At 69.2% G+C, this 11401-nt stretch carries 13 protein-coding genes, 1 tRNA gene and 1 other RNA gene; 4 read left to right on the forward strand and 11 right to left on the reverse strand.

Annotation, left to right across the window (positions count from 1 at the left end; genetic code table 11):
* Positions 1–26: 26 nt before the first annotated feature.
* The 6 genes from ACN28F_RS13930 to ffs all read right to left on the reverse strand — a co-directional run bounded on the left by ACN28F_RS13930 (position 27) and on the right by ffs (position 6763).
* On the reverse strand, positions 27–1031 hold the full coding sequence (locus ACN28F_RS13930) for an ABC transporter permease (RefSeq protein WP_289208365.1): 1005 nt from the start codon (positions 1029–1031) through the stop codon (positions 27–29).
* Positions 1032–1146: 115 nt separating this feature from the next.
* The gene (locus ACN28F_RS13935) at positions 1147–2808 is read right to left on the reverse strand and encodes an ABC transporter substrate-binding protein (protein ID WP_289208366.1); all 1662 of its coding nucleotides are present in this window, start codon (positions 2806–2808) and stop codon (positions 1147–1149) included.
* Between the two features lie 238 nt (positions 2809–3046).
* Positions 3047–3640 (reverse strand): recombination mediator RecR, encoded by a 594-nt coding sequence (recR, locus tag ACN28F_RS13940; protein ID WP_289208367.1) that lies wholly within the window; start codon positions 3638–3640, stop codon positions 3047–3049.
* 12 nt (positions 3641–3652) lie between these two features.
* Positions 3653–3961 (reverse strand): YbaB/EbfC family nucleoid-associated protein, encoded by a 309-nt coding sequence (locus ACN28F_RS13945; RefSeq protein ID WP_282229515.1) that lies wholly within the window; start codon positions 3959–3961, stop codon positions 3653–3655.
* Positions 3962–4074: 113 nt separating this feature from the next.
* A complete protein-coding gene (locus ACN28F_RS13950) occupies positions 4075–6438 on the reverse strand; it encodes a DNA polymerase III subunit gamma and tau (RefSeq protein WP_421358104.1) in 2364 nt (787 codons plus the stop codon).
* A gap of 234 nt (positions 6439–6672) precedes the next feature.
* Positions 6673–6763, reverse strand: an RNA gene (ffs, locus tag ACN28F_RS13955) — signal recognition particle sRNA small type.
* An 87-nt stretch (positions 6764–6850) separates the two neighbouring features.
* On the opposite strand from ffs, the gene ACN28F_RS13960 reads away from it, so the two are divergent.
* Positions 6851–6935: transfer RNA gene (locus tag ACN28F_RS13960), tRNA-Ser, on the forward strand.
* Positions 6936–7046: 111 nt separating this feature from the next.
* On the opposite strand, the gene ACN28F_RS13965 is transcribed toward ACN28F_RS13960, so the two are convergent.
* The 3 genes from ACN28F_RS13965 to ACN28F_RS13975 all read right to left on the reverse strand — a co-directional run bounded on the left by ACN28F_RS13965 (position 7047) and on the right by ACN28F_RS13975 (position 7870).
* Positions 7047–7298, reverse strand: a complete 252-nt coding sequence (locus tag ACN28F_RS13965; protein ID WP_421358106.1) for a hypothetical protein — start codon at positions 7296–7298, stop codon at positions 7047–7049.
* A 1-nt stretch (position 7299) separates the two neighbouring features.
* On the reverse strand, positions 7300–7590 hold the full coding sequence (locus ACN28F_RS13970; protein WP_421358108.1) for a hypothetical protein: 291 nt from the start codon (positions 7588–7590) through the stop codon (positions 7300–7302).
* A gap of 145 nt (positions 7591–7735) precedes the next feature.
* Positions 7736–7870: a hypothetical protein gene (locus ACN28F_RS13975; protein ID WP_421358110.1), complete on the reverse strand. Its 135-nt coding sequence runs from the start codon at positions 7868–7870 to the stop codon at positions 7736–7738.
* Positions 7871–8131: 261 nt separating this feature from the next.
* On the opposite strand from ACN28F_RS13975, the gene ACN28F_RS13980 reads away from it, so the two are divergent.
* From ACN28F_RS13980 to ACN28F_RS13990, 3 genes are read left to right on the forward strand one after another with little or no spacing between them, the layout of a single operon-like run.
* Entirely contained in the window at positions 8132–9298 is a 1167-nt protein-coding gene (locus ACN28F_RS13980; protein ID WP_421358112.1) for a hypothetical protein, read from the forward strand.
* 4 nt (positions 9299–9302) lie between these two features.
* Complete coding sequence (locus ACN28F_RS13985; protein WP_421361397.1) at positions 9303–9851, forward strand: cysteine hydrolase; 549 nt, start codon at positions 9303–9305, stop codon at positions 9849–9851.
* Positions 9852–9861: 10 nt separating this feature from the next.
* Complete coding sequence (locus tag ACN28F_RS13990; RefSeq protein ID WP_289208375.1) at positions 9862–10053, forward strand: hypothetical protein; 192 nt, start codon at positions 9862–9864, stop codon at positions 10051–10053.
* Between the two features lie 145 nt (positions 10054–10198).
* Here ACN28F_RS13990 and ACN28F_RS13995 read toward each other — a convergent pair whose 3' ends face one another.
* A complete protein-coding gene (locus ACN28F_RS13995; RefSeq protein ID WP_421358114.1) occupies positions 10199–10684 on the reverse strand; it encodes a hypothetical protein in 486 nt (161 codons plus the stop codon).
* Positions 10681–11202 (reverse strand): SigE family RNA polymerase sigma factor, encoded by a 522-nt coding sequence (locus ACN28F_RS14000; protein WP_421358116.1) that lies wholly within the window; start codon positions 11200–11202, stop codon positions 10681–10683. Before ACN28F_RS14000 ends, ACN28F_RS13995 begins: the two co-directional genes overlap by 4 nt.
* Positions 11203–11401: the final 199 nt, after the last annotated feature.

The following is an 11401-nucleotide window of genomic DNA, read 5'->3' on the forward strand; positions in this document are numbered from 1 at the left end:
CTGACCCGCCGCCGACCCCGTCGCGCTCACCGGACCCGTACCCTCGGGTCGATGAAGGTGTACGAGATGTCCACCAGCAGGTTCACCAGCACGTACACCAGCGCGATGATCATGATGAAACCCTGCAGCACCGGGTAGTCACGCTGGCCGATGGCGTCGGCGACGAACGCGCCGATGCCGCCGAAGGCGAAGACCGTCTCGGTCAGTACGGCACCGGAGAGCAGCCCGCCGGTCAGCAGGCCGATGCTGGTGGCCACCGGCAGCATCGCGTTGCGCAGCACGTGCCGGCGCCGGACCACCCGTTCGGTGAGGCCCTTGGCCTGCGCGGTCCGGACGAAGTCCTCGCCGAGCACCTCCAGCACGCTGGCCCGGGTGATCCGCACGATGATCGCCAACGGGATGCTGGCCAACGCCAACCCGGGCAGGACCAGGTGCCACAGGGCGTCGAGCGAGGCGTCCCATTCCCGGGTGAGCAGTCCGTCGAGGACGAAGAAGTTCGTCACCCGGGTGGCGTCGATGCGCGGATCCTGGCGTCCGCTGGACGGGAACCAGCCGAGGTTCTCGGCGAAGATCGCCTTCAGCACGTACGCGAGGAAGAAGACCGGGATGCAGATCCCGATCAGCGACGCGACGACCGAGCCGTGGTCGAGCAGCGTGCCGCGCCGGCGGGCGGCGAGGTAACCGAGCGGGATTCCGACTCCCACCGCGATCACCATGGCCGCGATGGTCAGCTCCACCGTGCCCGGGAACCGCTGCAGGAACTCGGTGGTGACCTCCCGTTTGGTGGAGATCGACGTACCGAGGTCGAACTGCAGCAGCCGCTTCATGAACCGGCCGTACTGGATCAGGATCGGCTCGTCGAGCCCGAGGTTGCGGCGGATCGCGGCGCGCATCTCCGGGGTGCCGCGCTCACCGAGGATCGCGGACTCCGGGCCGCCGGGCAGCCGGTGCAGCCAGATGAACAGCAGCAGCGACAGGCCGAACAGGGTGGGGACGAGTTGGAGCAGACGTCTGACGATGAAGCGGAACACGGTGCCTCGGCAGGGGGTGTGGAGGGTCGCGTGGGCGGGCACCGCCGTACCCCGGCTGGTGGCCGGGGTACGGCGGACGCCCGCCCGCGTTCCGTTCGCTAGTGCACTCGGTGGGTCAGGACTTGAACTCGGCGGTGGCGAACCGCTCGTCGGTGAGCGGGCTGGCCTGCACCCCGATCACGTCCTCGGCGAACACGATCGCCGGCGGCGAGTGCGAGATCGGCACACCCGGCAGGAACTCCATGATGTCGGCGTTGAGGCCCTTGTACAGCTCGTAGCGGGCCTCGATGTCGGCGGTGCCGTCGGCGGCGGCGAACTTCGCGAACAGGTCCGCGTTGTCGTAGCCCCACTCGTCCTTCGGCCGGTCGAAGAAGGTGCCGATGAAGTTGTAGGCGTCGCCGTAGTCACCGGTCCAGCCGAGCAGGTGCAGGTCGTGTGCGTTGCCCGAGGTGGTGGCGTTGAGGTAGTCCGGCGACCACTTCAGCGGGATCGCCTCGACGGTGATGCCGGCCGCGCGAAGGTCGGCGGCGAGCAACTCGAAGATGTCCTTCGGGTTGGGCATGTACGGCCGGGTGACCTCGGTCGGGTAGTGGAACCGCAGGGTCAGGTTCGGGTGACCGGCCTCGGCCAGCAGCGACTTGGCCTTCTCGACGTCGTAGTCGTAGGTGGTGACGTCGGGGTTGTGGCCGTCCACGGTCGGCGGGATGAACTGGGTGGCGACCTCGGCGCCCGGCGGCAGCTTCGAGTCGACCAGCGCCTGGCGGTTGAGCGCGTGCGCGATCGCCTGCCGGACCCGGATGTCGGCCAGCGCCGGGTTGCCGGCCTGGTTCATCGCCAGGTAGAGGATGTTGAACGCCGGCCGGGTCAGAACGTTGAACCCGTCGTCCTTGAGCGGCTGCACGTCGGCCGGGCCGACCAGGTCGTAGCCCTGGATGCCGCCGGTGCGCAGCTCCTGCTTGCGGGCGTTCTCGTCGGAGATGGTCCGGAAGATCAGCGTCTTGATCTTGGCCTTGTCGCCGGCGTAGTCCTCGTTGCGCTCCAGGGTGAGCGTCTTGTTGGCGATGTCCCAGCCCGCGAACTTGTACGGACCGGTGCCGGTCGGGTGCTCCAGGGCGTACGCCGGGTAGGTGATGTCGTCGGCGCTGCCGGTGACGTCGCTGGCGCCGTACTCCTCCAGCGCCGCCGGCGAGTGGATCGAGAACGACGGCAGCATCAGCGCCGCCGGGATCTTGCTCGACACCCGGGTGAAGGCCAGCTCCACGGTCGTGTCGTCGACCGCGTTGCAGGACTTGAAGAGGCTCTCCGGCAGGTCTTCGCTCTCGTTGGCGGCGAAGCCACCCATCACGTCCTGCCAGTAGGCGGTGACGTCCGGGCTCTGCATCAGGCCCTTGGCGTTGTACCAGCGGTCGAAGTTGACGCAGACAGCCTCGGCGTTGAAGTCGGTGCCGTCGTGGAACTTCACGCCGGACCGCAGCTTGAACGTCCACACCGTACCGGTGTCGTCCGGGGTCCAGGTCTCGGCCAGGCCGGGCGAGATGGCCGTACCGCCCTCCTCGGGGCGGACCAGGGTCTCGAATATCTGCCGGGCCACCCGCAGCGACTCGCCGTCACTGGCGAAGCTGGGGTCGAGGACCTTCGGGTCGCCGGCTACGCCGAAGACCAGGGTGGCATCGCTGGATTCGCCGGAGTCGTCGCGCTCGCTCTCGGCACAGCCGGCAAGGGCCAGCGCCGCGACCGCGACGGCCGCGATGGCGGCCTTCGGCCTGGGTGCACGCATGGGTGCTTCACCTCGTCCTTTGGGTACGGACAACGTAGTGACGGGGGTCACCGATGGCGAGACCTTAGCCGGCGTTCGACGCGGCCGGAAACCGGCCGGAACGCGGTTGGTACCGGATCGTGTCTTAACTGTCCCGACAGCGGCGGTCAGACCCTCCACGGGAGATGATAGGCCAGATTTGTCGGAAATTGGGCTATACCAACTTGTTACATGTTTCGCATGTTTCGGCGGCGAGCTGTCAGACCGACCGACGGCCCTCGAAGGCCCGGCCCAGGGTGATCTCGTCGGCGTACTCCAGATCGCCACCGACCGGCAGCCCGCTGGCCAGCCTGGACACCGCGATCCCCATCGGCTTGACCAGCAACGCCAGATACGTGGCCGTGGCCTCACCTTCGGTGTTGGGGTCGGTGGCCAGGATCAGCTCCTTGACCTCGCCCGAGCCCAGCCGCAACATCAGCTCGCGGATCCGCAGGTTGTCCGGGCCGACGCCCTCCAACGGATTGATCGCCCCGCCGAGCACGTGGTAGCGGCCCCGGAACTCGCCGGTCCGCTCGATCGCCACCACGTCCTTGGGTTCCTCGACCACACAGAGCACGTCGTCGCCGCGCCGGGTGTCCCGACAGATCCGGCACTGCTCGGTCTCCGCCACGTTGAAGCAGACCGTGCAGAACCGCACCAGCTCCTTGACCCGCCGCAGCGCGGTGGCCAGCCGGGTGATGTCCGCCGCATCGGCCGACAGGATGTGGAACGCGATCCGCTGGGCGCTCTTGGGGCCCACCCCCGGCAGCCGCCCCAACTCGTCGATCAGATCCTGAATGGCGCCTTCGTACATGCCGGCGACGGCTCAGAAACCCGGCAGGCCGAGACCGCCGAGGCCACCCGTGACCGGGCCCATCTTCTCCTCGGTCAGCTTGCGCACCTCGTCGTTGGCGCTGCGGACCGCCGCGAGCACCAGATCCTCCAACGTCTCCACGTCGTCCGGATCCACCGCCCTCGGGTCGATCTTGACCGAGCGCATCTCGCCGATGCCGGACAGGGTCACCGTGACCAGGCCGCCGCCCGCCGTACCGGTCACCTCCGCCTCGGCCAGCTCAGCCTGGGCGGTCGCCATCTGCTGCTGCATCTTCTGCGCCTGCTTCATCATCTGCTGCAGGTTGGGCTGTCCACCGGGGCGCACGGCACCGCTCCTTCGTCATGGCTGGCTTGGGCCGCCGCCCAGCCTAGCCCGTCGATCCGGCCCGGCGGCGGCTGGCACGACGCGACCGCCTAGCGCGCGTCGATCTCGCCGATCTTCTCGGCGCCCAACGTCTGCCGCAGCAGCTGCATCGCCTGCTCCTCGCTGCTCTGCCGGGCGGTCTTCTCGTCGACGATCTCGTCGAGCGGCTCGTCACCCGGGTCGAAACCCTCGTAGGCGGCGGTCGGCCGGCCCGACGCCTGACCCGACGTCTGCCCCGAGGCGGGTGCCGTCCGCTGCCCGGCGGCCGACCCACCGGATCCCCGGCGCAGCGGTCCGTCGTAGTCCGGGTCGTACGGCGGCTCCTCCGCCGGAGACCCGTCGGACCACGCGCCGCCGTCACCGCCGACCGGCCGGCGCGCGCCGTGGCCACCCGGACCGACCCCATTGGTACGCGCGGCGGACCCGTTGCCGGCCGCCCCCGCACCGGCGGGGCCGCTCGCCCCTGCACCGGCCGGCGTTGCGGACCCGTGGCCGGCCGTAGCCGACCCGGTCCCGGCGGAACCACCGGCCGCCGCCTGACCGCCACCGGGTTGCGCCGCCTCCGGCCAGTCCGTGTCGTCGCCACCGGAGGCCGTCGGCCGCTGCGCCGATCCGCCCGCGCCGAACTGACCGCCACCGGCCGCAGCCCGGGCGGCGCTGGCCGCCGCGCTGCGCTGCGGAGTCGGAGCCGGAGCGGGGACGGCGGGCGGGGTCGCCGGGCGCGCCGCAGCGGACCGGGCCGGCCCGGCCGCGCCACCGGCGGTCTCGCAGCGGATCTGCCACCGCACCCCGAGGGTCTCGTAGATCGCTTCGAGCAGCAGGTCGGGCGAGGCGGAGAGCATCGTGGCGTGCACGCTGTGCCGGAACGTCAGCACCAGGGTGTCGCCGGCCACCTCGCGTACCGTCGCCTCCCGGACCACGGCGGCGGCCCGCTTGCTGCGGTTGCCGACCATCGCGAGAATCTGGTCCCAGGCCCGCCGGACCCCGGCGGCGTCGAGCGCCCCCGGCACGGCCGGCGCGGGCACCGGGTCGGGGATCGCCGGATCCGGCATCACCGCCTCCGGTGCGACCGGTCGGCGCGGCGGTTCGGCAGGTGCCGGGGCCGGCTCCGCAGCCGCCGGTGCGGCGGACGCCGGTGGTGCCGGTACTGCGGCGGACGGCGCTGCGGCAGGTGGCGCGACCGACGCCGGTGGTGCGGCCGGGACCGCAGCCTGCGGCACCGCCGTCAGGTCGACACCCCCGGCCGGTACGCCGGCCGCGAGCCGCCGCTCCATCCGTTCGAGGCGCTGCAGCAACGCCCCGGTCGAGTCCTCGGCACCGGGCAGCAGCATCCGGGCGCAGACCAGCTCCAGCAGCAGCCGGGGGGCGGTCGTGCCGCGCATCTCGACCAGCCCGTTGTGCACGATGTCGGCGCACCGCGACAGCGTCGCCGACCCGAGCCGCTCGGCCTGGGCCGTCATCCGCTCGATCTGGTCCGTCGGGCCGTCGATCAGGCCCTTGCTCACCGCGTCGGGCACCTGCTGCAGCACGATCAGATCCCGCAGCCGCTCCAGCAGGTCCGAGGCGAACCGGCGCGGATCGTGCCCGGCCTCGGCGACCCGGTCGACGGTCGCGTACGCGGCGGCCCCGTCACCGGCGGCCAGCGCGTCGCACATCTCGTCCAGCAGGGCGCTGTCGGTGACGCCGAGCAGCGCCACGGCACGCGGGTAGCTGACCCCTTCCGGGCCGGCTCCGGCGATCAACTGGTCGAGCACCGACAGGCTGTCCCGGGCGCTGCCGCCGCCGGCCCGCACCACCAGCGGGAAGACCGCCGGGTCGACCTTGACACCCTCGGCCGAGCAGAGCTGCTCCAGGTACGGCCGCAGCACCCCCGGCGGGATCAGCCGGAACGGGTAGTGGTGGGTCCGCGACTTGATGGTGCCGAGGACCTTCTCCGGCTCGGTGGTGGCGAAGATGAACTTGACGTACTCCGGTGGCTCCTCGACCAGCTTGAGCAGGGCGTTGAAGCCGGCCGACGAGACCATGTGCGCCTCGTCGATGACGTAGATCTTGAACCGGCTGCTGGCCGGCGCGAAGAAGGCCCGTTCGCGCAGCTCGCGGGCGTCGTCGACACCGCCGTGGCTGGCCGCGTCGATCTCGATCACGTCGATCGAGCCACCACCGTCGGCGGCGAGCGCGCGGCACGAGTCACACGTACCGCACGGCTCGGGCGTCGGCCCCTGCTCGCAGTTGAGCGACCGGGCCAGGATCCGGGCGCTGGAGGTCTTGCCGCAGCCGCGCGGCCCGGAGAAGAGGTACGCGTGGTTGAGCCGGCCGGTCCGCAGCGCCTGCGACAACGGCTCGGTGACGTGCTCCTGGCCGATGACCTCGGCGAACGTCCTCGGCCGGTACTTGCGGTAGAGCGCCAGAGCCACCCTCGCCGCCTCCTTTCGACCGTGCCGTGCTGCGCCGGGGGCCATTCTGCGCGGCCGGCCCGGCCGCTGCCACCCCGGCCCCGCCGGTGCCCGACGCCGACGGGCGTCGCCCGTCGTGGGCGCCTGTCAGGCTGTCATGTCAAACTGGCGATTACCAGGCCAACGACGTGCCAGGGTCCTGGGCGTGCCAGGGCGCTGGCGTGCTCATGGCCGCAGTGCCTGGCCCGGAAACGAAAGGGCCCCCCGTGCACCCGCCAGAGCCCGCTTATCCTTGCTGCCTTCCGGCCCTGGGGAGGTTCACGAGATGCACGCCGCACGAGGGGTTGCGACCACTCTACCCCGGGCGGCACCCGGCCGCCGGCGACCCCGGCCCGCCGTGGCCGTAGCGACCGCGGCCTGTATCCTGTCGCACGGAGGATTCGCCTAGAGGCCTAGGGCGCACGCTTGGAAAGCGTGTTGGGTTAACACCCTCACGAGTTCGAATCTCGTATCCTCCGCTCACTGAGCAGCCACAACGCCGCTGGCCGGTCCCCTGAGGGGACCGGCCAGCGGCGTTCGTACGCCTCTTGGTCCGGAAGTTCGGCGTCCGACCCGGCCGCCGGGTCAGATCACAGTCTCGCCGGTACGCGGTAGCCGAGCCGCTGGCCGTAGGTCATCAGCGGACGCAGGGTCGGAGTGAGCACCGTCGGCTCCGACGACCAGCGGTGACCCCGGTTGCCTTCCAATCTCCGATGCCGCGCCGCCGACCGCTCCTGGGCCAGCCTCGCCAGCCGCTTCGACGCCACCGACCGCCCGTCCCGCCACTCCCGCCACCGCAACACCAGCTCACGAAGCATCTCGACGATCACTGCTCTCTCCACTTCACGGTCGTTGTTCGCGCCGGGGCAGCCGGTAGAGCCCTCGGCGTTGCACGAATATCTCCCGCCGTTCGGCGGCGTCCCCGAATCTGTCGATCACGTACCCGGTCACCCACGCCCAGCCTTCGTACGTCGGCTTCCGGTCGACCGAGATGACCCGGAACCTCAGTGCCCGGTCACCGGCGAACTGCATGCTGGCCTCACGGCCGACCACCAGGACGTCGCCCGGCTTCGGCTCCGGCGTGCGGAGCAGCCGGCTACCCGCCACACCGATCCGCCATCGGGTACGTCGCACACCCGCAGACCGGACACCACCGCGACTTCACCTTGAACGACCACAGCCCCGCGCAGAAGCCGAGCAACGCCGTCCCGAACAGCGCACCGATACTCCACATCGATGAACTCCTTTCAGATGGACGACTTCGAGCGATCCCGCGTCGTCAGTCGTCGAGCGACACCGGCTCACCACCGTTGGCCTCCCACCGAGTCAGGATCTCGGCGAGAATCCGCCGGGCGCCGACCTCACCGTGCTCGGCCTTCAAGTCCTCGTAGCTCCACCGCAGCGTGAGAACCATGTCGGCCGCCTCATCGGTCACGCACTCACGGGTGACGTCGGCGTCGTCTGTGCTCGGCTCCGATTCAGCCCAGAGATCCTCATCCATCGACGTCATGCCTCCAAGGCCGACCCGGCACCATCTGTACGACGTAGGCTTGCCCTGATGACTGACACTGGGCTCGGCTCCCGTCTGCGGCAGCACCTTGTTGCCTACCGATGAGACTGCCGTGCCTGCGGCGATCCGGGCAGGTACTACGTACGGACACGAAGGACACGGCCCATGTCCGCTGAGGCCCCGCGGCGGTTCAAGCCCAACCTCCTACTGGTCAACCGCCGGAAAGCAGCCGGCTGGGAGTCCCGTAAGCGCGCAGCGCGCGAGCTACACCGGGTAGGTCAACAGCACGGCATTCGCGAGACACCGACGGTCGAGGCCATCGAGAAGGCGATGTACCGGCACGAGACCGGGCGCGTTTCGGTCACCGACCCTATCTACCGCCAGCTCTACTGCCTGGCGTACGACGCAAAGCCCCATGACCTGTTCGGCGAACTGGCCGGCAGCGCCGAGGACCGGCCTTACTTCACCGCGCGGTCCCACAAGTTCCTGACAGCGTTCGTCGGCGCGGAAGGCGCCGCCCTGCTACGCGAGGCCACCGGCTGCACGCCAGCCGAGGGTCAGTTGCACACCTGCTACTCGACTCCGGTCGAGCATCCGGAGGGCGACTGCACGCTGTACGTCTGGCCGTGCGGGTCGGCGATCTTTCACCTTGTCGAGCACATCGAGTTGTCCACGATCGCGGCGCTCGCAGCGTGGCGGGAGGTGTCGTACGGCGACAACATCAGATGGGCTGCCGACTACCTCGCGCCCATCGCACCTCCCAAGGACGAGTCCGCGATCTACGTCCTTGGCGCTCATTGGGTTACTGAGCCAGCGTGGCCGGCAGATCTGCTGGATGCCGCGCTACGAATCATGACGACCCCGAAAGTACTGTTGCACCGTGATCGCGCTCTGGACGACGAACACCTCGCTCACGCCGAACTGGTTGAGCAGTCGTTGCTTTCTGAGGCATACGACCATGTAGGCATCGAATCGTTCGGCGTGCCTGGGGTCTCGGTGGGTTACGCCTCATGGTCCGGAGTCGTGTATCACCCGATCTCAACTGAGCGTTCCTTGACTGAAGCCGAGATGGTCGCCTGCGAGCTTGCAGTTCAGGCCATGTGGGCATACAGCGACGCGATCGCCCGGCAGGTGGAGCGGGGAAGAGATCCGAAGGTACCGCAAGAACATGGATGGCGTTACCTTCGGGGAGTACGCTCCCGCCTCACTGTTTCCCGGCTACGGGAGACCGGGCAGCATCAGGCAATGCGTCGAGCAATCCTGCAGACCTGCGACCTCATGCCGGCTCTGAACCAAGCCATTGAAACCCTCCGTGACACGGATCGAGGTTGAGCCAATGACAGCGGGTCGCCCCGTGCTCGTCGTGACCGACATGCAGAACGGCTTCGTGCGTGAGCAGTCAGCACACATCGTTCCCATCGTTACCGACCTGGTGCACCGTTGGCAGGCAACCGGCGGCGACACTCTGTTCACCAGATACCTGAACTATCCGGGCAGCCCTTTTGAGCGCTTCTTCGGCTGGCGGAGACTGCAAGACGAACCCGAAACAAATATTGTGTCCGAGTTGGCGCCGTACGTCGAGCACGGAGTCGTGCTCGACAAACTCATTTACAGCCCGTTCACCGACGAGGGCGACAAGTTGTTCCAACAGCGTGGGTGGACAGAGCCATATTTCTGTGGAATTGCCACCGAAAGCTGCGTCCTGAAGGGTGCAGTGGACGCCTTCGAACGAGGCCTTACCCCGTGGTTGATTGCTGATGCGTGTGCTAGCCATGCAGGCTTCGAGGCACACACTGCGGGACTCCTCGTAGTCCGCCGCTTCATCGGACCTGGACAGGTGATCATGCGGGACAGCATCCCCTCATCACTGGTTACCCTGGCGTAGCGTGCGCAGCATGAGACTGGTGGCTTTGAGCGAGATTCAGGCGCTCATGGGCGGCATCAGCCGTCAGCGCACCCAGACCATCGTCAACCGGCCAGACTTTCCGAAACCACTCGATACGCTCACCGTCGGCCGGATCTGGGCACGCGAAGAAGTCGTCGCGTGGATCAAACAGAACCGGCCGTTCCAAGAAGAAGCGCTTTAGCGATTCCCGACGTACCTGGTCGGCCACGCGCTGACAGCGGACAACGCACCATGATCCACAGCGCTCCAGCTGACCGGGCCCCGGCGTGTCGGGTCGAAGAGACGCCGTGGATCACGGCTCGGGGCCGGCAGAGTTGGTCGCAGGGTCAGCGGGGTGCCGCGTTCGGCGGGTCGGGCAAGGACTCCTCCGCAGTGGCCGAAACACCCGGCTCCGGTTCCACCGGCACCGCCGGGTCCGCCGACGGAGAGATGTCGATCGCCGGCCCGCCGGGGGACGAGGCCGGCGCACGCGGCGAGTCGGGTACGGCCGGGGTCGGCGGGTGGTCCGGTGCCGGAGTGAATGTCGGGGCCGGCGTGGCAGGCACCGGCGGCTCCGGTACGGCGGTCGGCGACGAGTAGCCCGGTTCGATCGGAGGAGCCTCGTGCCGACCGGACGACAACGCGTTCACCGTACCGATGCCCAGGGTGACGACCACGAGTACGGCCAGCCCGCTGCCGGCCGTCGTGGCGATCCGACGGCGGCGGCGTGCCTGCTGTCCGGCGGCGATCAGAGCTTGCGGTGTCAGCCGGTGCGGCGGCGCGGCGGCCGCCCGGACCTCGATGAACGCCGAGGTCAAGTCGGACTCGTTCACAGGCTTCGCCCCCCTATGGCCACGTCGTCGGGCAGAAGTTCACGCATCCGCTGCAACCCACGGGCGCATTGGCTCTTCACCGTGCCAACCGAGCAGCCCAGTGCTTCGGCGGCCTCGACCAGGCTCAGGTCCTCCCAGTACCGCAGCACCAGCGCGGCCCGCTGCCGCTTCGGCACCTTGGCGAGCGCCCACATGATCAGCATCCGTTGCTCCGGAGCGGGCGGCGACTCGGCCAGCGGCTCGGGAGGTGCGCTGGTCAGCCGTTCCAGCTTGCGCCACAGCCTGCGCCGCTCGTTCAGATAGGTACGGGTGACGATCTTCCGTACGTATGCGTTGATGGGCTCGGTCCGGTCGACGCGCTCCCACGCCAGGTACAGACGGACGAACGCCGCCTGCGCCAGGTCCTCCGCCTCGTGCCAGTCGCCGCAGAGCAGGTACGCGGTGAAGCGCACCTGCTCTGCGTGGGTCGCGACGTACTCGCTAAACCCGGCGTCCTCTTCATGCGAACCGTTCGTCAACGGCAGCGCTTCTCCTCAGGAACAGGGGGACCTGCGACGGATCCGGTGCGATGGTCCCCCGACTCGGACCTGACCGGCTACTTCGCGGGAACTGCCGTCGGTGCCGCTGGGACCGGCTCCGCAACCGGCGGTGGTGACGCCTCCACCGCCGGGACTGGAGAGACAGTCGGCGCGATCGGTACGTCCTCGGCCGGCGGCG

Source organism: Solwaraspora sp. WMMA2101, from assembly GCF_049179175.1.
GTDB lineage: Bacteria > Actinomycetota > Actinomycetes > Mycobacteriales > Micromonosporaceae > Micromonospora_E.

Excerpts from the sequence above, each read along its gene's own strand:
- recR (WP_289208367.1), bottom strand. The coding sequence starts at position 3,640 with ATGTACGAAGGCGCCATTCAGGATCTGATCGACGAGTTGGGGCGGCTG.
- ACN28F_RS13935 (WP_289208366.1), bottom strand. The coding sequence starts at position 2,808 with ATGCGTGCACCCAGGCCGAAGGCCGCCATCGCGGCCGTCGCGGTCGCG.
- ACN28F_RS13990 (WP_289208375.1), top strand. The coding sequence starts at position 9,862 with ATGAGACTGGTGGCTTTGAGCGAGATTCAGGCGCTCATGGGCGGCATC.
- ACN28F_RS13985 (WP_421361397.1), top strand. The coding sequence starts at position 9,303 with ATGACAGCGGGTCGCCCCGTGCTCGTCGTGACCGACATGCAGAACGGC.
- ACN28F_RS13975 (WP_421358110.1), bottom strand. The coding sequence starts at position 7,870 with ATGGTTCTCACGCTGCGGTGGAGCTACGAGGACTTGAAGGCCGAGCAC.
- ACN28F_RS13980 (WP_421358112.1), top strand. The coding sequence starts at position 8,132 with ATGTCCGCTGAGGCCCCGCGGCGGTTCAAGCCCAACCTCCTACTGGTC.